The organism is Legionella shakespearei DSM 23087 (assembly GCF_000373765.1).
Classification (GTDB): Bacteria; Pseudomonadota; Gammaproteobacteria; order Legionellales; family Legionellaceae; genus Legionella; species Legionella shakespearei.
The window spans coordinates 76,065-98,871 of record NZ_KB892383.1; the positions used below are offsets into that span (position 1 = coordinate 76,065).

The following is a 22,807-nucleotide window of genomic DNA, read 5'->3' on the forward strand; positions in this document are numbered from 1 at the left end:
ATTTGCCCGTTTTTTTTTGAAAACCAATATGTTCAGGGATGAAAAAATATGCTCTCCAAGCATCTGTTACAGTATGCGGTAGCAATCTCTATAGGATTGTTTTTAACGTCCTGTAATGATACTGATTCAGTTCAGAATACACCGCGATCCGTTCCTGTGATGAAGCTGTCTCCCACTGCAATTCCATTGAAAAGAACCTATATAGGTATCACCCAATCTATTGCTGCCGTAGGCATTAAAGCCAGGGTAGAGGGCTTTTTGACCCAAATGAATTTTGTTGAAGGCAAGCCGGTTAAAAAGGATCAACTGCTTTTTGTTATTGATCCCAAACCTTTTGAAGCGCAGCTGGATTTGGCTAAAGGCCAGCTTTCCAAAAGTATTGCCAATATGGAATATCAAAAGGTTCAGTATCTGCGTTTGAAAGAACTGGTAAAAAAGGGTGACATTTCCCAATCCAATTATGATGAAGTAGCTGCCAAATATGCTGCCGCCCAGGCAGAAGTACAAATTGAAAAAGCCAATGTGGAAACAGCAGAAATCAATTTGGGTTATTGCTCAATGAAATCTCCCTTTGATGGCATCATTGGCGAAAAATTTGTTGATGTAGGCAATCTGGTTGGGGCAGGGGAGAGTACCTTGCTGGCCAATGTCGTGCAATTAAATCCCATTTATGTGCAATTCAGCCCCAGCGTTGAAGACTACGGCAGCTTTTTGAAATATCGTAAAAACATGCCTTTTTATGTAGAAGCTTCGTTGCCGCATGACAGTACTCTGGTTTTCAAGGGCAGGGTCGATCTGGTTAATAATCAGGCTGATACTCCGACCTCTACCATACTGATGCGTGCTGAAATTGATAATCCCGAGCGCCTGCTACTCCCTGGTATTTATGTCAACATTACCTTAGAGCTGACTAAAGATGACCCCACAATATTGCTTCCTTCATCAGCCGTTGTTGAGACACAAGGTCAAAAAACAGTGTATCTGGTGAATAAGGATAATCAGGTGGAAGTAACCAAGATTCAAACTTCCGGTATGTATCAGCAGCAATATATAGTCACCTCGGGAGTCAAAGAAGGGGATTTGCTTATTTTAAGCGGCCTGCAAAAGATCATGCCCGGACAAGCAGTGAAGCCAGAAGTGCAAGATACTGCAGCCAAAGGCAAAAAGAATGATTAAGTTTTTTATTTATCGCCCCATTTTCGCCATGGTCATAGCCATAATGATGGTACTGCTTGGCGGAATTTGTATTTTAATTCTTCCTGTTGCCCAATATCCTTCGATAGTTCCCCCCGAAGTTCAGGTTTCTGCCCAATACATAGGTGCAAGCTCGCAAGTAGTCTCTGACACCGTAACCACTCCATTGGAAAGAAATATTAATGGCGTGGAAGGGATGATTTACATGTCCTCAGACAGTACCAATAATGGTAACTCAGTCATCAGCATTACTTTTGACGTAGGCTATGACATAGATATTGGTGCTGTTGACGTATTAAACAATACCAATACTGCAATGCCTTTACTTCCACCTGATGTCACCCAGGCAGGCGTGACCATCCAAAAGGTTTCCAGTGATATGGTTCTGGTTGTCAATTTAATATCACCTGATGGTACTTTGGACGATGTATTTCTTGGTAACTATGCAGATATCCATTTGACTCCAGCTTTAAGCCGGATACCGGGAGTAGGTAACGTCAATAACTTTGGTCTGTTACAATATTCCATCCGAATCTGGCTGAACCCGGATAAATTGGTCAGCATGGGGATTTCACCTCAGCAAGTCATCAAAGCCGTCAATGAGCAAAATCAGCAGGCGGCAGTTGGTGTTATTGGACAACCTCCGGTACCACAAACCATTCCTTTTCAGTATCAGATTACTACCTTGGGGCAATTAAGCACCCCGGAAGAATTCGCTGACATCATTGTTAAAACCAAAGACAACGGCCAGGTGGTTAGGATTAAAGATCTGGGTCGGGTTGAAATGGGCGCTGAAACCTACATCACTACCTCGCAACTCAATGGCAAACCAAATGCCAGCCTGGGTATTTATCAGTTACCCGGTGCCAATGCCTTGCAATTAGCTGATGCGGTCAGAAAATTAATGAATAAAATGGAAAAAGATTTTCCCAAAGGCATGGCCTACACCATAGTCTATGACACTACCAAATTCGTTAAAGAATCCTTGAAAGAAGTAGTCATTACTTTGTTTGAAGCGATTGTGCTCGTCTTCCTGGTTGTGTTTTTCTTCCTCCAGAATTGGCGGACTACTTTAATTCCCTGTATTGCCATACCTGTTTCGTTGATAGGAACTTTTGCCTTGTTCAGTGTCTTTGGCTTTTCCATCAATACCTTAAGTTTGTTAGGCCTGGTTTTAGCAATAGGCTTGGTGGTTGACGATGCCATCGTTGTTGTGGAAAACGTGGAAAAGAAACTGGAGGAGAATGTTACCGACATCAGGGAAGCAACCTTGCTGGCGACCAAAGAAGTACAGGGGCCTATTATTGCAACTACTTTAATCCTTTTGGCGGTGTTTGTTCCTGTTGCTTTTATCCCGGGAATGACGGGAAGCCTATACAATCAGTTCGCCCTGGCTATTGCCTTTTCTGTAGCGCTTTCAGGAATTAACTCCTTGACCTTGAGTCCCGCATTGTGCGGTATTTTATTAAAGCAGAAAGTGAAAAATAATTTTATAGTCTTTCGCTGGTTTGAGCGGGGTTACGAGACGACTTTAGAAAAATATAAAAAGGGTGTGGACTTTTGCTTAACCCATAAAAAATATGTTTTGATCGTCTTTGTGTTACTGGCAGTTGCTACTGCATTTGTGTTCAGAAGTTTACCCACTGGATTTTTACCCGAAGAAGATCAGGGCTATTTTATCACCGTAGTTCAAGGTCCAGATGCATCGTCCTTATACCGAACTGAAGAGACCGTTAAGAAGGCACTTAAAATTTTAAGTAACACTGAAGGTGTTGCCAACATGATAAGTATCAATGGCTTTAATATTATTGATTCCATTAATCAGCCCAACACAGCGGTTATCTTTGTGATATTAAACCCTTGGGATCAACGCACAACTAAAGAATTAAGTGCTGCCGGAATTATGAAAACAGTGCAGGCTGAATTTGCCAAAATTAACGATGCAGTCATTGGGGTAGTGAATGCACCTACAATTCCCGGTTTAGGTTCTGTGGGAGGTTTCCAGCTTGAAATAGAAGATGTGAATAATTTTGGTGTCGATTACCTGACCTCAGTAGTCAATAATTTCGTGAGCGAAGGCAATAAACTACCGGCCATTCACGGCCTTTTTTCTGATTTGTCGGTCAGCGTGCCGCAATTATATCTGAACATAGACCGAACCAAGGCTAAAGCTCTGAATGTATCGATTACTGAATTATTGGCTACCTTGCAAACCTATCTGGGGTCTTATTATGTCAATAACTTTACTAAATACGGTCAGACCTATAGGGTAATGATTCAAGCCGAAGGCAACTCCAGAGCAGAGATAACTGACATCAGCAAGCTGTATGTAAAAAGTGAAACAGGGGCTATGGTTCCTTTAAGCAGCTTACTGAAAATTGAATACACTAATGGTCCTTATAATATTCCTCATTATAATCTTTACACCGCAGCGAATGTTACAGGCGCACCAGCACCTGGATACAGCTCCGGGCAGGCATTGACGGCTATGGAGGATTTGGCCGCCAGGGTTTTGCCAAAAGGAATAGAAATGGAGTGGACTGGCATTACGTATCAGCAGCTCAAAGCAGGAAATATGGCGATATGGATTTTTATGCTGTGTATGGTCTTTGTATTCCTGTTCCTTTCCGCCTTATACGAAAGCTGGTCCATGCCATTCATGATTTTATTGGTAGTGCCTTTAGCACTGTTGGGAGCAGGGCTGGCTTTATTGTTACGAAATCTGGATTTGGATATTTACGCCCAGATTGGCTTGATTTTATTAATTGGCCTGGCTGCCAAGAATGCCATCCTGATTGTGGAATTTGCCAAAGAAAAGCGTCATACCGGCGCCTCCATTATTGAATCCGCAAGAGAAGCTGCTGCCTTACGTTTAAGGCCTATTTTAATGACAGCGTTCGCTTTTATCTTTGGAGTAATGCCCTTAGCCACTGCAACTGGTGCAGGCGCTGCCAGCCGACATTCTATTGGTACTACCGTCCTGGGGGGGATGCTTGTTGCAACCGTTCTCAGCCTTTTAGTCGTACCTGTGTTTTATGTAGTTATTGAAACTCTGCGCGAGAAGAGAAAACCTCAATCGGAATAGGTTAAACTGTCCAGGCAGTGAACCTTGCAGCAAGACAAATGATACCAATTATGATAAGTTGGCAATTTTCTAAATGAGGTGTAATTATGACCATTACTTATGATGATTTTGAAAAAGTAGAATTGCGCTCGGGTACTGTAGTTAAAGTCGAAGAATTTCCCCGTGCTAAAAAACCTGCCTACAAAGTCTGGGTAGATTTTGGCAACGACATAGGCGTCTTGCAAACTTCAGCACAGGTAACGGTTCATTACACACCCGAATCTCTGGTAGGACGCTCTGTTATAGGCTGTGTTAATCTGGGTGAAAGGAACATCGCAGGATTCATGTCACAATTCTTATTAGTAGGCTTTTCTGATGCTGAGGGCGCAATTTGCCTGATAACCACAGATCCCAAAGTTCCCAACGGCCAAAAACTGCATTAACGATTCGTAGCCCGTATTAGCGAAGCGTAATACGGGATTCCACGTCGTCCTTCGCGCAAAAACACGCACTCAGGACGACGTAGATCATAGAGGGATCAGGTGATAAAACTTACTGAGGTGGAAATAAATCCTGAAACTTCACCCGGCTCTTCACATGCAAGGCCTTACGGCGCTCTTTAGATAAATCAAACACTTTATAAATAATTATAGGCAACACAAAACTAACCACACCAAAGCAGAAGGCTAATTTGTACATTGGATCTTCATTCAAAACCAGGAAAAACAATGACGCAACCATTAAGAGTATTGCTAAAATCCCTGTATAAGGAGAATAAGGCGTTACATATCGTAAATCCTTAATGGAATAACCTGCCTGATACAACCTGCTTCTGAATCTTATTTGCGCGATGCAAAGAGAAATCCAGGCCAAAGTACCCGTAAAGCCCGATACTAACAGCAAAGCAATGTAAAGCTTGGTTTGACCAAAGAAGAAACCAACTCCCAATAAAACCCATACACCAATCAAAGTAGCAATCACTGCATTTTGAGGGACTGCATTTTTATTGAATGTAGCGAAAGGGTGGGGCGCCATACCATCACGTGCCAGGGCATTTAAAGAGCGTACGGTACCGTAGAACCCTGAGTTCGCACAGGACAGGGTCGCAGTAAGGGTAACAAAACTGGTGACAGCACCAGCCCAATTCAGGCCATAAAAATTAAGTGCGTCAGCAAATACCGAATTTGAAAGGCCAGCTTTTTGCCATGGGAAAATTAACACCAGACAAAAGACAGGAATAATATACAGAAACAATATTCTCAAGGTCACGTTACGAATAGCATGGGGAATCATTCGCGCCGGGTTTTCTGATTCACCAGCTGCAAGACCTATAATTTCAGAGCCCTGATAATTGACCAATAACAAGACCATGGCGGTTAGCAGAGACATAGCGCCATTAGGGATCAGGCCTCCATCACCCCAGATGTATTTTAAGCCGATTATTCCTGGAGGCTCATTGCCGTGGACTATGCCAAAGAAAATTAAAATAGCTAAACCTACGAAGGCAAGAAGGGATACAATTTTAATTAATGCCAGCCAGAATTCAATTTCTCCAAAGGTATCCACCTTGGCCAGATTAATATAAGTGATTAAAAACCCGAAACACACAGCCCAAATATAACCATTAATACCGGTAAACATCTCCATAATAATCCCGCCAGCCACACATTCGGCGGGTATATAAGCCACCCAGCTAACCCAATAAGACCAGCCCACGCCACAAGCAACAGAAGGGGAGATAAAATCAGAAGTATAGGTAACAAAAGAACCGGAAATAGGAATGGCAACAGCCAGTTCTCCCATGCACAGCATGGTCAGAAAGATGATTAAACCACCCAACATGTACGCAATAAATACGGCAGGTCCAACCAGGTTAATGACTTCACCTGTCCCTAGAAAATAACCTGAACCGATAATTCCGCCCAAGGCAATTAGTTGTACATGACGATCTTTCAATCCGCGTCTGTAGCCACTATCTTTGATAGGCTTGTTTATCGTTGATATTTTATTGTTCACAGGCTTTGTATTACCTCTAGGTTAATTTAAATGCGTTATTGCTAATCTTATATTTAACCGTAAAAATTTAAAACTATTCTTTCTTAAAAATTAATAAAATAATTTTCAGAAATCTATGGTTTAAAAACTCTACCGTCACCATAAAAATTCGGCCGTTTATAGCATAATCTTATGGTCATTAAAAGGAATTATTGTTGCGGTAGCCATTTAGCAGCATAAAGAATTTAAAACGAATAAACAGCTCTTTTTATAGGATATAAAATTAAATTTTGACCACGACAAGTTCCTCAGGTAGGATGATCCCATCATCAGTCGTAAGGATAGATTATGTATCGTGTATGGATTTTATTTAGTGTGCTGCTGATTTCCTCCTTTTCTGCTTTTGCCGACAAATCGGAATGTCTGAATCATCACTGTATTGCAATAATTGATGCAGGAAGTTCCGGTTCAAGACTACATGTTTACGCTTATGACCTGGATAAAACCAAAACGCCAATTGATATCAGGGAAATCTGGAACAGAAAGGCATTACCAGGCTTATCCACCATTGAACACGAACATCGTTCCATTGCAGTCTACATGGAAAAATTATTCACAGATGCACCAACGGCATTAATGCCCGTTTATTTTTATTCAACCGCCGGCATGCGCTTACTACCAAAGCCCCATCATAAAAATGTCAACCACTTGGTAGCCGAGTGGTTCGACAAACAATATTACTGGCGCCTGGTTGAAGCACGAACCATTTCAGGCAACGAAGAAGGTCTTTTTGCCTGGCTTGCGACCAATTACCAGTTAAAACTGCTAGATCAAAACGAAAAGCCGTTGGCAGGGGTGATGGACATAGGCGGTGCCTCAGTACAAATTGTGGTGCCATTAAAAGACAGTACCAATGTCCGCAACGATGACATTGTAGAAATAGATCTATACGGAAAGAAACACATAATCTTCTCCCACAGTTTCTTAGGCTTAGGCCAAAATGAAATGGGACACCAATACTTCGATTTAAAATACTGCTACCCGATAGAGTTCGAACTCCCCAGCAGACGCCCAGGCAAAGGCGATGCCCATACCTGCACCAATGAAATTTCCATCCTGATAAACAGCGTACATTACGTAAAAAAGAAAGTAAAAGCTGTAATCGAAGGAAACCCGGTAGAAAACTGGTACATCATGGGCGGAATAACCAACCTGCTAAACGATAAAATATTCCCTCTCAGCAACCAAAAATTCAACAACCAGGAACTACTCACCTTCGCAGACAAAGAAATCTGCCACCAAAAATGGTCCACCCTGGAAACAACCTACCCAGACAACTTCATGATCTACAATTACTGCATGCTCCCATCCTTCCTCTACGCCCTGATAGTAAACGGCTACGGCCTACCAGAACAACAAGACATCAACTTCATGCCCCTCAACAAAACAGCCGACTGGACCATAGGAGCAGTATTGCAACACAAGCAAACTTAATATAATTTTATACTATGCCGCTGTAGCTCAGTTGGTAGAGCAGTTGATTCGTAATCAAAAGGTGGGAGGTTCGATTCCTCTCAGCGGCATTGTAAAATCAAGGGGTTACGAAATTTTATTTTAGTGCTGAATTTTTGTGTCGCAGCTGTGTCGCAGTAATCAGGGATATTTAAGATGTTATTTATTTAAGGACGATTCATGAATCCAAATGATAAAATTCGAGATCAAATTTTGCAGTGGTTTTATGATAGAAATGCTTCTGCTAAAAGCCGACGCGGTAAAAATGGTTCTGAAGCCAAAATTAGTGAAATTAAAAAGGGACTAAAGGACAGTTTTGGCCTTTCTCCAAAAGAGGTTATTGCGAATCTGACCTATTTAATAGATAAAGGGTGGATTAATGAGTCGGAAATAACCAAAACAGTTAAAACAAAGGAAGGCAATACTATACCTTCCAGTTTAACCTGGTATGTAATTTCTTCGGCGGGAATAGATAAATTAGAAGCTCCTTCTGACTATAGTGAAAATATCAGATATCCAGGAATAAATATTGGTGGTGCAGGTAGCATAATAACCATTGGCGATGGGAATATTGTAAATGTTAATTATAAGCCTCTTCACGATGAGTTAGAAAAATTAAAGCAAACTATTGCTAATAGCAATTTGGATGATAATCAAAAACTTGAAGTTTCAGTTGATATAGAAACGTTAAAAGATCAATTGGCGAAAAATACTCCAGACAAAACTATCGTGGGATATCTTTGGACTAAAATTGAAAAAGTTGCGGTGATATCTGGATTTCATGATGCTATAACTAAAATTACTCCTCTCGTTTCAGGGCTAATTCAATAAATAGCATTTCAGCTTCCTGCAAAGATTAAACCCTTACTATATATAGCGGTAATCCAGGATTCTTTTAGGGGGGTATCAATTAAGCTCTTTTGAGTTCAATCATAATCACCGACGATATAAGACTTGACGTCACTTTTAAATTCAACTAATAATCATGACGGAATTTGAAAAAGCGCTTTGTTCCCAAACGTTATAAAGATGCTTTCAGGATATTTCAATTTCCCCAGTATATTCAGAACGATTCATAGCTTATGGAATTTATATCGTTCTGGGAGTTGTCTATATGCAAAAAAGCAGATAGATGAACTGTAGATATGGAATCGACTGGTATTCAAACAGCACGGATGCTGCTGGCCGGCATTAAGCCGATTGATACATCAATTGATGAGGTATTTACTATGTCTATGACTAAACCATCCAGAGTCCAACTCTTAAATGAATTTGAATCTGCGCCCAATTCAACTCTCTTTAACCAACATACTATAGCTGCTGTTTTAAACTGTTCTACCCAATTGCTTGAACGAAATCGTTGGGCGGGAGCAGGTATACCTTATATTAAAATTGGCAGAAAGGTTTTGTATCGAAAAAGCGAAGTTATGGATTTTCTCCAACAACAAAAAATCTATTATTCAACCAGTGATCAAGGTCAAACACTGGTTTTAACAAATAACTGATTGATAGAAATATAACGGCTCAAGGAAGGTTATTTTTCTATCAATACAATACCTTCCATGAGCTCTTGTTGGAGAGCTTCATGAACCAAATTTTAAATAATATTCAGAGCCAACAGCCTGTTATTTGTGAATATGCTGGTGGCCGATTCAAATTAACGGGCAAAGGTGTTTCCTTTATTGGAACAGATAAAGATGGCAATGAACTGCCTCCGCGATGGATCTGTTCCCCATTGTATGTAGTCGCTAAAACGCGAGATGCTAAAAGTGGCGAATGGGGTCGGTTATTGGAATGGCAAGACGATGATGGCATCAAGCATCAATGGGCAATGCCTTTAGCCTTATTACAAGGTGATTCTTCTGATATAAGACGTGAGTTGGCGCGTTTAGGACTTACGATTTCACCTAGCAAAACAGCACGTGATTTGTTAGTTTCATATTTACAGGTGTTTCCTGTAGAAGTACGAGCACGTTGTGTCGATAGATTAGGCTGGCATGGGGATATTTTTGTAACAACCTCTGAATCCATAGGCCAATCTTCAGAAATCATTGTTTTGCAGAATACAAATGCCATTGAACCAGCATTATCAACTTCTGGAACAGTTGAACAATGGCGAGACTCTATTGGTCGATTAGCATCAGGCAATTCTCGTCTAATTTTTGCGATATCAACAGCTTTTGCCCCAACACTTGCAAATATCTGTGGGGAAGATTCTGGTGGTTTTCATTTCCGAGGCGCATCGTCATCAGGTAAAACGACCGCATTAAAAGTGGCGGCTTCAGTATGGGGCAATCCAAATGCTTACACACGATTATGGCGCAGTACTACAAATGGCTTAGAGGGTCTAGCGGCTTTACATAATGATGGGTTATTGATTCTGGACGAATTAAGCCAGATGGATCCCAAAGAAGCAGGTGAAGCAGCCTATTTGTTAGCTAATGGTCAAGGTAAAACACGAGCCACTCGCCATGGAACGGTTAGGCAATCTGCTCGTTGGTCACTATTTTTCTTGTCAGCAGGGGAAGAGTCTTTAACTGCTTTAATGAACAAAGCAGGCCAAAAGACAAATGCAGGTCAAGAAATTCGCTTAGCAGATATTGAAGCTGATGCGGGTTTGAATATGGGTATTTTTGAAAAGATACATGAACATGAAAATCCTGCAATTATGGCCTTGGCTTTAAAAGAAGCAGCCAATCAGTACCACGGTACTGTAGGTCTTGCGTGGTTAAATAATGTTGTGACTCATCGACTACAACTCTCCGAATCTATTTCTAAAGACATTCAGCAATTTGTAACTAATGCAACAATACCTAACTGCTCAGGACAGATTCTGAGAGTAGCAAGAAGATTTGCTTTGGTTGCTGTGGCTGGTGAATTAGTCAGTCAATATGGGTTAACGGGATGGATGAAAGGCGATGCCACATTAGCTGCTCATCAATGTTTCTGTACCTGGTTAGATTCATTTGGTTGGCAAGGTAATCGAGAAGACAGAACCATTTTGTCTCAGGTTCGCTCCTTTTTTGAATTCCATGGTGCGAGTCGATTTGATACTGTAAACAATCCTAATGGAGAACGTATCCATAATCGTGCCGGATTTTTTCGTACCGCAGATAATGGTGATCGAGAGTATCTTGTATTGAGCGAGGTCTTCAAGAAAGAGGTCTGTGATGGTTATGATCCCAAAGTAGTAGCAAGAGTTCTTGTAAACGAAGGATGGTTACAACCCAGCAGAGATGGTAACTCCTCACAAAAATTGCGAGTACGAGGTATAGGCATACCTCGTTTATATGTTTTTACCAGTCGAATTTGGCAAGACGAATAATACACCGGGACAGCTGGGACAAGTGGGACATTCAGTAGTATCAAGGATCAATTTGTCCCACCGCCACCAATACACTGGGACACCTTGGGACACTGACAAATAAGTATAGATAAGGTTGTCCCACGTGTCCCAGCTGTCCCATCTAATTATTTATTGTTAAAGTAATTCCACATTGAAATTCGTGATGTTAGTCCCATTTCATCCATCAACAGTTTAGTTAACTCATCCTTATCATAAGTTGACGATAGTTCCTTAAACATCAACTGAGCATAAAGATATCGACAGGATTTTTTCACAGGTATTCGTAATTTTTTTAAAGCGTGGTTCCATGCAAAGCACAATGAACGATAACCATATCGTTCTATCAGCGTAGATAGATCATCAGTCGCTAAGATGAATTCATCAATAATCTTGGTCTGAACATCAGTACGAAATGGAACGCATCGATCCATACTGTTAAATGTTAATTCCCGTGTTAGCCACAGTTTGTCTTTATGAACATGGACATCAGACCTAAGCCGCATCGCTTCACTCAATGTAAGCCCAAAATGAATTTGCAAGTTTAAAAGAAGCCTTGCAACAGGCTCATCTATTTTTTGCCACCGCTCTATGGGAATGTTAACGCGTTTATGGGATTTTCTACTAGCGATAATGCCCAGGCTTTGATTATCAATATTAGTCGTTTCGTTACCAACAGTCCTTAAAAATTTTCTGATGATAGTCATATAATTCATCATGGTCGAAGGCTTAATTTTCTGCTGATGCCAATGTTTAACTAAAAGTTGCATGTGAGTAGCATCGATACATTTCCAATTAGGTGGCACTTTGCCTACAGTAAATAAATTATTAATCATTTTATAGATGACATAACGTCGATATTTTCTCTCACGAAAACTACCACGATTAGATGAAAGAATAAGATTAGCTTCTTGTCTTAATGATTGTTTTCGCATATTGACCTCGTTATATGGATTGGAAGTAACTTATCCATGGTCAATACGGTATTGTATTGGCGCTGCTAGTAGGCAGGATATCCGTGAACTCTCATTTTGTTGAAAAAATGAAAGCTGGGTATAAGTGAAAAACTATCAAAGTTGTATGAGTGTTGCAAGTGTCCAGCAATAAATCTGTTCATTCTCATGGTGCAGGATTGAAAAACAGATGTCAATTTATTGTTTTTATTAAATAAATTCACAATATAAATCCTGCGTCACTGCACCTAAATTGCAGTGACGCAGATGATCTCACAAACATTTTTTATGTAAATATACAAATAAGCAATTTTATCATCAGATGCCTATAATTAAATGAATGGATCTTTGAGCAAACTTATGGATAAACTAAAAGAACAATTGTATGCCCAAAAAGAGTATCAACTGTCACTAAAAGAGAATCTTCTGACTGCCCAGGCAACGGAACACACTCATCGTCCTGCCTTATTTACTTTAATAAAAATAATTAACAAAAATGCTATTGTAATCAACGAGCCAAAATCCGCAGTTTATGGCCGAGTTGATATTACAATCATAGATGCCTCGACACCTGTTGGTTATATAGAAACAAAGGATATTGGGACAGATTTAAATAAAATGGAAAAAACAGATCAGATAAAACGGTATGTCGATGCCTTAGATAATTTTATTTTGACAAACTTTTTAGAGTTCAGATGGTATGTTAGAGGTGAAATAAAAAAAACTGTGATCATTGGTGAATTAATCTCAAAAAATAATGTGATATTCAATAGTAATTTCAATGATCTTTTCTCAACTTTAGATGATTTTTTTATAAATAAGACAATAAGAATTAAAACATCGAGCGAATTATCAAAAAAGATGGCAAACATAGCAAGGCTGGTAAAAACAACAGTTTTTTCCATATTAAAAAATAAAAAGAACTCTAATTTGAACGAGCAATTTTATTCATTTAAGAGCATCTTAATACCTGATCTAACAGAAGAAAAATTTGCTGATCTTTATGCTCAAACTATTGTTTATGGTTTATTTTCTGCTCGATGCGCAAGTACAGAAGGTGAATTTTCAAGGGAAAATGCCACTTATCTTTTACCCAAAACAAACCCATTTTTACGAAAAGCATTTAGTGAAATTGCTGGTCCAGATATTGATGAAGAAGCTGTGTGGATTTTAGAAAATTTAGTCCACATTCTAAAATCTACGGATATTCTATCTATACTTGATGAATTTAAAAAGTCAGGGAAAAGTGGGGATGCAATTTTAGATTTTTATGAAGGATTTCTTTCTCATTATAATCCTGATACAAGAGCGGAAAGAGGTGTGTATTACACTCCAAAGCCAATTGTGCAGTATATTGTTAAGAGCATAGACCTAATTTTAATGAAATATTTTTATGTAGAAAAAGGACTTGCTGATTATTCCACAATTTCAAGAAAGAATCGAAAAAATGAAGATGTTAACTATCATAAAGTTATTGTTCTCGATCCAGCTACCGGTACAGGTAGTTTCTTGGATGAAGTAATAACACTAATAGAATCTAAGTTTAAAAATAATAAAGGTTTTTGGTCTGATTATGTCTCGCAACATTTGCTTCCCAGGCTATTTGGATTTGAAATTCTCATGGCACCCTATACTATCGCCCATATGAAGCTAGGCCAAAAATTGATTGAGTCTGGTTATGAATCACAAAAAGATCAACGGCTTAATATATATTTAACTAACACTTTGTCAGAATCACCTAATATTGGTTTTGATTTTCATTTTACAAAGTGGTTGGCTGACGAGACAAATGAAGCCAGAGAAATAAAAAATGAAAAGCCGGTTATGGTTATTATTGGTAACCCTCCATATCGTGCTGAGTCGGCAAATAAAACATTATGGATGAACGAGTTATTGAAGGGGTATGATTCTGAAAATAAACAAAAAACTGCTAGTTATTTTACTCTTGATGGTCAGCCTATGAAGGATAAGAATACTAAATGGCTAAATGATGATTACGTTAAATTCATAAGATTTGCACAACGTAAAATAGAAATGACTGGTTATGGGGTAATCGGTTTTGTTACAAACCATAGTTTTCTTGATAATCCTACATTTGCAGGAATGCGAAAGTGTCTCCTTAATGAATTTGATCTAATATTTATATTAGATTGTCATGGTAATGTGAAGAAAAATGAAAGAACCCCGGATAATGAAAAAGATATTGGTCTATTTGATATTCAACAAGGGGTTTGTATAAGTTTTTTTATAAAAAATAGAACAAAATGTGAAGGCCAATTGGCTAAAATATATCACTCCGATCTTTGGGGAGAGAGAGAAATATATAATCTTGATACTCTAATTGCAGGAAAGTATTACTGGCTTAGTAATAATGATATTAATACTACGGATTGGAAAGAAATAAATCCTAAGAAGCCATACTACTATTTTATTCAGCAAGATGACATTTATGACGAGGAATATGATGATTTTTTCCCCATTGATGAAATGTTTATAATAAAAAGTGTTGGGATAGTTACTGCTCGGGATAAACTTTGTATTTCTTGGTCAAATTTAGAAATGTGGGATACCTTAAACACATTTATTAACCTAGAAGAGTCTGAAGCCAGATCATATTTTCATTTGGGAAATGATGTTTGCGATTGGCAAGTTAAATTAGCCCAGTCAGATATAAGAGAGTCAGGACCTAGCAGGGAAAATATAGTAAAAATCAATTATAGACCATTTGATGTAAGGTATACTTACTACACTGGAAAATCTAAAGGTTTTCATTGCCGCCCACGTTATGAGGTCATGAAGAACCTTTCGCACCACAATAATTATGCATTAATCATATCTCGTATGGCTAAAGGAGAATGCTTTAATCATGTATTTATGTCGGAATTAATTGTTGAGGGGGCTTTTCTATCTTCTTCAACATCAACTAACGCTTATGTAATGCCAATGTATTTAATCAATGATGACCAGAACCTATTTTCAGAGGGACATATTCTTAATACAAATTTTTCTTCAAAATTAATTTCATGTATAGAAAAGAATATTCAACTGAAGTTTAACTACGAACATAATGGTGATTTGATTACTGATTTTGGTGCGCAAGATTGCATGGGATACATATACGCTATTCTTAATAGTGAAGAGTATAAGAAAAAATATAATTATCGTTTAGTAAAAGATTTTCCTCGAATTCCTATTACCACAGATTTAAACCTATTCGTTGAATTATCAAGAATTGGAATTGAGTTAATCACATTGCATTTAAATAAAACCAAATTGAGTGGGAATGTAAAGTTTCCTAAAGCAGGATCTAATAATATTGAGTGTATTAAATATGAAGACAATAGGATATGGATAAATGATGATCAATATATAGACAATATTTCAAAAAAGATTTGGGATTTCATGATTGGTGGTTATAACGTTTGTGATAAATGGCTAAAGTCTCGGAAAGGTAAAAAATTAACTTTTGATGAAATAAAAGAATTAGATCACGTTGTGGGAGCTATTGCCCTCACGATAAAACTCCGCGAGCGATTAGACGAAATAATCGTGCGCAACAATCGTTCTTTATTTTGTTTGAGTACTCGAGTGAACAATAGTGCTACAAAAGTTTCGAGCAAAAATACCCCATTTGAAGAAGTTTTAAAAAAAAGAACCGCTCTTGCCGCATACATTGTAAATCAGTTACAAGATGATGATAAATTGACTAGAACTAAATTTGCCAAAATTTTTTATATGGTTGATTATATTCAGAATAATAACTTAGAAACTAAATATGTAAGAGAAGCTGCTGGCCCTCTTGATCCAAGAGCTTTATACAATGAGAATATTGGTATTGAGTCTCTATGTATGAAAAATAAATATTTCTATACTAACAAGATTAAGAAAAGTGATGGGTTCGTTATAAATTATGCAGTTGATAAGAATATCCAAGAGGGTGTTGCTTACGCAGTAAAAATATTGGATGAAACAAGGACTGCTGTTGATAATGTTATTGGGCTCATGAGACAAATGGATTATAAGCAAGCTGAAATTGTTGCAACAATTTTCTCTTGTTGGAATGATTTGCTTATAGAGATGAAAAGACAACCTAATGATAATGAAATTATCAAACGTTTTTATGAGTGGCATGACAAAAAAGAGGATATTAAGCAAACAAGGGTTATTAATGCATTAAAATGGATGAAATTGAATTCTATTATCCCTCTAGGGAAAAAATCACATACCATTGAGAAATTTAATAAAGCTAACTTTGAATAAGTTACATTCTTTTTGGAGGATAGTAATTTGGCAGAAAGTGTCCACCAAATTGGATTTTAATCTGAGTTGTCGACAACTCAGTGCTCTTTATTGCCATGCTAATTTTTATTAAAGGCAATAATATAATTTCTGGTGGGTTGTTATTAATTAGTTATGTGCATCAACTAATTAATACCAACCTATGGTTACTTACACACTTAAAATTGGCCAAATATTTGTGTATTCAATGTGAGCTAATATTCGTCTCTAATTAGATTAATAATTAACTGAATCATAATATCTTTTTGTGAAGGATCACTTTGAGCAACTAACAAAGCAATAGCGACCAAAGCATTATCATTAATTTTAACATCTCCATTGCGTTTCAGATGGTATTGATTCAGTTGTAGAAACCAAATGAATATGAATGCCCCAATCCTTTTATTCCCATCTGAAAATGGATGATTTTTAATAATAAAATACAACAAATGCGCAGCTTGTTCTTCGATGCTAGGGTATAAATACTCTCCACCAAAGCTTTGAACGATATTGCCTAAAATGCCTTCAAAGCTATTATCTTTGGGTCTTCCAAATAATTCAGTGGCTTGGTGTTCTGATATTAGGTTCTGTTTTAAATCGTGAATGGCCTTCATTGCTGTGGAATAATCAATTTCACAAGTTATGTTGTTATTTAGTTGGCCTTTTGGAAGATTGCCTGTGTCATACTGATTTAATAGAATGAAGCTATGATTATAATTAGTTAATACGGATAATAATCCACTCGCCTCAGTTTGATTGAGATCGTTTGTTAATGCTTTTTGAAATAAAACCAATGTTTTTTCAAGCTCTTGGATCTGTTGGGTTTGCTTTTGTAATCTTCTTTGATTTAATGCGTACCCTTTCATGAGGTATTCTTTCAGTATTTGGTTCGCCCAGATTCTAAATTGGGTGCCTTGTTGAGATTTCACTCGATAACCTACTGAAATAATGACATCTAAATTATAATGCTCAACGTCACGGGATACTTTTCGTTTTCCCTCTTCTTGAACTATCCGGAATTTCCGGATAGTTGAATCTCGTACGAGTTCTTTTTCAAGGAAGATATTTTGGATATGCTCATTTATTGTTCGTATGTCTTTGTTGAAAAGTTCGGACATTTGCTTTTGTGATAACCACACAGTCTCTTCTTCAATGGGTACTTCAACTTGAAAGCTACCATCCTCTGTTTGGTATAGTAAAATTTGATTCATAATTTGTTACCTTGTAGCGAATAAAAATTTTAATAAGTTTAATCTTGATCTGGCAATTGATTTAAAATTGCTCGTTCACGCTCAAGTTCACGACGAAGTTCTTCTTCGGTGGGTAAGTAATGTAAATACTTTGAAGCAAAAAGCTGTTTGCTGTCCTTTAGAACAGAATATTTTGCAATGGTTTCATTTTTTTCTGAGCAAAGAATTAAACCAATAGTAGGATTGTCATCAGAATCTTTGCGATGTTGATCATAAATTCTTACGTAAGTATCCATTTGTCCAACGTCTTGATGAGTAAGCTTACCTATTTTTAAATCAATAAGTAGGAAACATTTGAGTTTATAGTTGTAAAATACTAAATCGATGTAAAAATCTTGATCTTCTGTGGCAATCCGTTGTTGACGCTCTACAAATGCAAAGCCTTTGCCAAGTTCTAATAGAAACTGTTGAAGATTATTTATAAGGGCTTGTTCTAGGTTACTCTCTAATGTTGAGGCGTAAGGTAAATTTAAAAACTCTAGGATATAAGGATCACGTAAATAGTTCTTGGGATTATTTTTTAAAGGTTCAATATGAGCATTTGCTTCATCAATGACAGGTTGTTTTTCTTTGCTTGATAATAATCGCTCATAATATAATTTATCGATCTGACGATCTAATGCCCTGACGCTCCATGCATGATCTATGGCTTCTTTCATATACCACTCACGAGCTTTCGGGTTTTCTACACGTAATAATGCACAATAATGAGACCAACTTAATTTGGCAGACACTGTCTGCCAAATTGGGTATAAGAGGTAAAAACTCCGCATATTTCGAAGATTGCGTTCATTAAATCCCTTACCAAACTCCTGGCGTAGCTGTTCAGATAATGCCTTAATTTGCTGTTGACCATAATCAGATCTACTTTTCCCTTTTTGCTCATGCTCAACAATTAAACGCCCAACATTCCAATAAGTCTGTACCATCGTATGATTAACAGTCTGTTGTAACTGAGTGCGTGCTTGATTTAGTATAGAACGAATCTCAATAAGCAATTCAGGTATTTCGGGCATACTCATTTCAAAAGCTCCGTTTTTGTAGGTTGGATGTCAATAACATCAGCTGATTTTACTACACCTGCGCATTTTAAAATATAATCTGTAATAAGTTGCATAGGCTTTCGTAGCCGTTCAACATCAACAATAATATATCCAGCAGTCACATCATTACTCATCTTATGGTTCATTAAACGCTTCAATGCATAAGCAGGGATATCGAGACTTTCGGCAATAGTGATAAAAGTTCGTCTCAAATCATGAACTGTGAAATGAACACCGGAATTTTTTATCACATGCGCCATTGTCTTACGTGGTTCAATAATATGGCCTGCTGCACCCGGCCCTGGGAAAATATAGTCGTTGATTGCTTTTTCTTTTCTGGTAATCAACAGATCATAAAGAAAATCAGAAAGGGGGAGAGTGTGGGATTCATTGTTTTTGGTTTTATTGATAGTGAATGATTTTGCTTTTAAGTCGAGATCAGACCATTTCAAAGTCGCTGCTTCTTGTCGGCGTAAGCCCGTTAATAAGATTAACAATAAATAGTCTCGTAACGTTTCATTTTGGATTTGCTGTAAACCAGAATACCATGCGGCTAGCTCATGTGATTTTATATACGTTTTTCGCCTTTCAATGTGATACCAGGCGCGTGTTTGTGATAGACGTTTTACTGGGTTATCAATAAAAAGAGAATGGCCACTGTTATCTTCATATTGGCCTGCTGCAAAATTAAATAAGGCTCGTAGGATTCTCATGGCTAGATTAGCATAGGCTTCTCCATGTTCATTGCCTAGCTTTTCATGGTATTTCGCTATGCGATCTCTGGTGATGGATAACATAGGTTTACTTTTCCAGCTGGTGAAGGCTTTATCTAATATGTGTTTGTAATTATCTATAGTTCGGGGTTTTAAGTTCTTTCTGGTTTTTAGGTAGTCTTTAAAGACTTGGTTCAAAGTAATATCTCTAACCTCTGTTGCCTTTTTCTCTGCAACTGGATCAATGCCCATGGCGATTTGCCCTAAAAGATGCAGGGCTTTGTTTTTTGCCATTTCAGCGGTTAACTCGGGGTAATGACCTAAAGTAATTCGGCAGCGTTTCTTGTTGATGAATTTTTCAACGAAAAAGGCTTTTGCTCCGCCAGAGGTCACACGTATGCCGAAACCCTTCAGGTTGTCATCGTAATATCTTTTTTGGGCTGTTTTTCCTTCTTCCGTTGCTTGAGGCAGGGGAAGGTTTTCTACGTTTGATTTGGTTATCTTCATAATTTACTTTTTACGTTAGGTTTTAATGTGTCGCACCTGTGTCGCACAAATATTTAAAATCCATTAATAGAACTTATAACGCAATAATGCTGTAACATCAAGTAAATAAAGGGATATTAAAAGAATTTAAAAAGATGTCCAATTGGCTAAAACCTATAATTCACTAATTCGTAATCAGAAGGTCTGCGGTTCGATTCCGCACAGCGGCATTGTAGAATCAATGAGTTATGTTAAGCCAAGAAAATATCAATTTACTGTGTCGAACATGTGTCGAAGTTTAAAAACCATCATTAATCGAAATTAAAATAAATAAAAATGTAGCCTTGATGGAGCCGACAGGCGCAATCAAGGTTTTCAACTGGTAAGACTTGCCTGAGTAAAAATTATTTAAATGGTCCAATATTTTTCTTTTTGTTCTGTGTAAGTGCTATCCTTTTAAAAGGAAGATTACTAAGGACGGCGATATGAAATTACATGCTTTTAGTGAAAAAGTGGTCAGCATTTTGAATAGAACCATTGATGAAATAGAAGATGCCAAAAAGGAATTACTCAATGATCCATTCTCAGATAAACATTATGAGTCTCAAGAGCAATATGAAAGATTTCTTGAAGACAGAGGACTGGAGGATTTATTAATTAAAATGAAGATGCTAGTTAACGCATTGCAATAGCAGGTGAAGCCTGTTAGAAGCAAGCGCAGATGTGATTTCTCAACTTATTTATCTGCTAAAGTCTTGATAGTAGCGTTGTGATATTTTTTCAATTTATTAATTGCTTGTGTGCGTTTTTCAGCCTTTATCTCATCAAGATTTGTTTTTGTAGGATCTCCAACTTTAGCTAAGATGAAAGGTTCTTGTCCTTTGCGTGTAAAGCAAATTTGTTCCCCATTAGCAATTTTTTCCATGATTTTGTCTAAATGTTTTCTCATATAGGTATAAGACACGATTAGCATTGTTTTCTCGTTTTAGATGTATAGTAAAGTAAAATATTAATTGTATCAGCATTATATTTAATATTGTATTTTCAATTTTAAAAAAATTAATATAAAAACAGAATGATAACAATAAATATAGTGAGTTAAATATCGTATTTTTGTTTGATAAAATGTCGTATTTTTGCTATATTAAATAAGTTCAATAATTTTACAAACCGTATGAAACGCTTAACTCTTAAAAGCAGAATTACTTTAAAAATTCGCCGCTCAAACAAACAGGTATTTGTGCGTTCTGATTTTAGGAAATTAGGTGATTATGATCAAGTTGGTAGAGTACTTCGCAATTTAGAAACTGAAGGTGAGATAATTAAAATTGGTTATGGTCTTTATGCAAAGGCACGTACTAACCGATTAACAGGTAAGAAAATGTTAGCGGCTGAAGGTGGTTTCGATCAGGTTGCTCTTGAAGCTTTAAAACGGTTACAAGTGAATTGGGAACCAGCCGATGCGGTCAAGGCATATCAAAGCGGTTCTACACAAGTACCAGTGAATACTCAGGTTGTTGTCTTAGATAGATTTAGCCGCAAAATAGGTACTGATAAATTTAAACTTGAGTTGTTAAAACATGCTAACTGATCCTTCTTTATTTGCTGATGTTGCTGATGCGTAAATATATTTATTCATTACTACCTAAAAAATAAATTGGGTGAAGGGGAAGAAGGTTTTTTTGGTCATCTCTCATTTTAGGATAATACTCTATCCATAGCTCAATGAGTCTATCAAAATCGATTAATTCTATATGCTCTCTGGAGTTTATTGCTTCTTTAATGGCAGGTTTTGAAAACTGACCAGATGTTACAAATATGCCTACATCCGTATTTCGCTTAAGTGTTCCTGATAGTTTTTGTATGGCATCTGACGCAACTGAATCTAAAGGCCGATGTTTGACTTGTACGATAATTCGTGGTTGTTTAGTTCCTAAAGGATCAGTATATGCAACTATATCTATTCCTCCATCAGGGCCTCGTTCTGCGATATGGGAAATGTGATAACCCATAGCATCTAAAAGAGCCGCAATTAAATCTTGAAATTCGTATGGGTTTTTGTTGTAAATGAATTCTCTAATTCCCGTGTTAGCGTTATCTTCATATTGGTCTAAAAGGGCTCTTTGTACTTGTCCTGTGTCTAGGCTTACTTGTTCGATGGTGATATCTTCCATTTCAGACTCAGGACTCTCTGTTTTTCTTTCCGCATCCCATTCGCGATAAATTTTATTAGCGCTGTTAAGGAGATTTTCTGGACCTAATTTAATTGCTTCAGAGCCTTCATTAGTTAAAATCCAACGTCCTTTGCTTTTTCTTAAATAACCTGCTTTCATGCAGTTAATAGTATAAAAATGTAGAATTGACTCCCATCTTACATAACCGGTTTTTTCATAAATGTGCTTCTCATAATCATCGAATACAATAGTTTCACGAATTTTATCAATAACTTCTTTACCTCTTAACTCGCCACCGGCTTTTTGCAGTATGTTGAATGCAGCAAAAATTGTTTTTTCTGCAATTTTTCTGCTCCGTGATTTGGTCATTTTTATCCATATTTAACTAATTCTATTTAAATATAGAAGTAATACACTTAATGGTCAAAATTGATATTGCAATAAAATTATCGTCTATTTTGAAGTTTAGCAAGCATGTACGAAATTATTAATTTACCTAAAATAACCATTTGTTCGGGATTTATATTATAATTTAAATATCATCAGATGATATTTTTGGATTTTTAATGAAGGATGTTGGATTAGAAACTTTACTTGCATTAGATGGCACGGAATATACAGAGGAAAATGGTTATTGGTACAAGATAGAAGCATTTTTAGTCGAGCCTCATGGTGTTTGGATGTAATTTAAATCTTCATGATAATTACAATCAGCGGATTCTGGGGTTTGATAATGCGCATGGACAGTGGTCGTTATTCAGGACGTATTATTAATTATGATCACGTTCATACATCAATAAAT

General features: G+C 37.3%; 17 protein-coding genes and 1 tRNA gene. 11 read left to right on the forward strand and 7 right to left on the reverse strand.

Annotation, left to right across the window (positions count from 1 at the left end; all coding sequences use genetic code 11):
* The first annotated feature begins 48 nt into the window (after positions 1-48).
* From B094_RS0102425 to B094_RS0102435, 3 genes are all read left to right on the forward strand, one after another.
* Positions 49-1,176, forward strand: a complete 1,128-nt coding sequence (locus tag B094_RS0102425) for an efflux RND transporter periplasmic adaptor subunit (protein WP_018576202.1) — start codon at positions 49-51, stop codon at positions 1,174-1,176.
* Positions 1,169-4,279, forward strand: coding sequence for an efflux RND transporter permease subunit (locus tag B094_RS15550; RefSeq protein ID WP_018576203.1), 3,111 nt, complete (start codon positions 1,169-1,171; stop codon positions 4,277-4,279). The genes B094_RS0102425 and B094_RS15550 overlap by 8 nt, the downstream gene beginning before the upstream one ends.
* Before the next feature lie 86 nt (positions 4,280-4,365).
* On the forward strand, positions 4,366-4,701 hold the full coding sequence (locus tag B094_RS0102435; RefSeq protein WP_018576204.1) for a tRNA-binding protein: 336 nt from the start codon (positions 4,366-4,368) through the stop codon (positions 4,699-4,701).
* 109 nt (positions 4,702-4,810) lie between these two features.
* Here B094_RS0102435 and B094_RS0102440 read toward each other — a convergent pair whose 3' ends face one another.
* The gene (locus tag B094_RS0102440; protein WP_018576205.1) at positions 4,811-6,274 is read right to left on the reverse strand and encodes an amino acid permease; all 1,464 of its coding nucleotides are present in this window, start codon (positions 6,272-6,274) and stop codon (positions 4,811-4,813) included.
* 327 nt (positions 6,275-6,601) lie between these two features.
* Here B094_RS0102440 and B094_RS0102445 point away from each other — a divergent pair, with 327 nt between their 5' ends.
* The 5 genes from B094_RS0102445 (at position 6,602) to B094_RS0102465 (ending at position 11,090) form a co-directional block, all read left to right on the forward strand.
* The gene (locus tag B094_RS0102445) at positions 6,602-7,747 is read left to right on the forward strand and encodes an acetate and sugar kinases/Hsc70/actin family protein (protein WP_018576206.1); all 1,146 of its coding nucleotides are present in this window, start codon (positions 6,602-6,604) and stop codon (positions 7,745-7,747) included.
* A gap of 16 nt (positions 7,748-7,763) precedes the next feature.
* Positions 7,764-7,836: transfer RNA gene (locus tag B094_RS0102450), tRNA-Thr, on the forward strand.
* Between the two features lie 109 nt (positions 7,837-7,945).
* Positions 7,946-8,596, forward strand: a complete 651-nt coding sequence (locus B094_RS0102455) for a hypothetical protein (RefSeq protein ID WP_018576207.1) — start codon at positions 7,946-7,948, stop codon at positions 8,594-8,596.
* A 398-nt stretch (positions 8,597-8,994) separates the two neighbouring features.
* Complete coding sequence (locus B094_RS0102460) at positions 8,995-9,270, forward strand: helix-turn-helix domain-containing protein (protein WP_026253853.1); 276 nt, start codon at positions 8,995-8,997, stop codon at positions 9,268-9,270.
* Between the two features lie 80 nt (positions 9,271-9,350).
* Entirely contained in the window at positions 9,351-11,090 is a 1,740-nt protein-coding gene (locus tag B094_RS0102465; RefSeq protein WP_018576209.1) for a DUF927 domain-containing protein, read from the forward strand.
* 146 nt (positions 11,091-11,236) lie between these two features.
* Here the strand turns inward: B094_RS0102465 and B094_RS0102470 are convergent, their stop codons facing one another.
* Positions 11,237-12,043, reverse strand: coding sequence for a phage integrase N-terminal domain-containing protein (locus B094_RS0102470; RefSeq protein ID WP_018576210.1), 807 nt, complete (start codon positions 12,041-12,043; stop codon positions 11,237-11,239).
* A gap of 378 nt (positions 12,044-12,421) precedes the next feature.
* Between B094_RS0102470 and B094_RS15555 the strand changes: the two genes are divergently transcribed.
* Positions 12,422-16,321 carry a type ISP restriction/modification enzyme gene (locus B094_RS15555; RefSeq protein WP_018576211.1) on the forward strand — a complete coding sequence of 1,300 codons (3,900 nt, stop codon included), beginning with the start codon at positions 12,422-12,424 and terminating at the stop codon, positions 16,319-16,321.
* A 233-nt stretch (positions 16,322-16,554) separates the two neighbouring features.
* On the opposite strand, the gene B094_RS0102480 is transcribed toward B094_RS15555, so the two are convergent.
* From B094_RS0102480 to B094_RS0102490, 3 genes are read right to left on the reverse strand one after another with little or no spacing between them, the layout of a single operon-like run.
* Positions 16,555-17,550, reverse strand: coding sequence for a virulence RhuM family protein/type II toxin-antitoxin system death-on-curing family toxin (locus B094_RS0102480; protein ID WP_018576212.1), 996 nt, complete (start codon positions 17,548-17,550; stop codon positions 16,555-16,557).
* 38 nt (positions 17,551-17,588) lie between these two features.
* Complete coding sequence (locus B094_RS0102485; protein ID WP_018576213.1) at positions 17,589-18,611, reverse strand: PDDEXK nuclease domain-containing protein; 1,023 nt, start codon at positions 18,609-18,611, stop codon at positions 17,589-17,591.
* Positions 18,608-19,852, reverse strand: a complete 1,245-nt coding sequence (locus B094_RS0102490; RefSeq protein ID WP_018576214.1) for a tyrosine-type recombinase/integrase — start codon at positions 19,850-19,852, stop codon at positions 18,608-18,610. Before B094_RS0102490 ends, B094_RS0102485 begins: the two co-directional genes overlap by 4 nt.
* A 464-nt stretch (positions 19,853-20,316) precedes the next feature.
* Here B094_RS0102490 and B094_RS0102500 point away from each other — a divergent pair, with 464 nt between their 5' ends.
* A complete protein-coding gene (locus tag B094_RS0102500; protein WP_018576216.1) occupies positions 20,317-20,523 on the forward strand; it encodes a hypothetical protein in 207 nt (68 codons plus the stop codon).
* A 44-nt stretch (positions 20,524-20,567) separates the two neighbouring features.
* Here B094_RS0102500 and B094_RS0102505 read toward each other — a convergent pair whose 3' ends face one another.
* Positions 20,568-20,756 carry a type II toxin-antitoxin system Phd/YefM family antitoxin gene (locus tag B094_RS0102505; RefSeq protein WP_248619521.1) on the reverse strand — a complete coding sequence of 63 codons (189 nt, stop codon included), beginning with the start codon at positions 20,754-20,756 and terminating at the stop codon, positions 20,568-20,570.
* Positions 20,757-21,005: 249 nt separating this feature from the next.
* Between B094_RS0102505 and B094_RS15560 the strand changes: the two genes are divergently transcribed.
* Positions 21,006-21,422: a DUF6088 family protein gene (locus tag B094_RS15560; RefSeq protein WP_040523993.1), complete on the forward strand. Its 417-nt coding sequence runs from the start codon at positions 21,006-21,008 to the stop codon at positions 21,420-21,422.
* 40 nt (positions 21,423-21,462) lie between these two features.
* Here the strand turns inward: B094_RS15560 and B094_RS0102515 are convergent, their stop codons facing one another.
* On the reverse strand, positions 21,463-22,374 hold the full coding sequence (locus tag B094_RS0102515; protein ID WP_018576219.1) for a restriction endonuclease: 912 nt from the start codon (positions 22,372-22,374) through the stop codon (positions 21,463-21,465).
* Positions 22,375-22,807 lie beyond the last annotated feature (433 nt).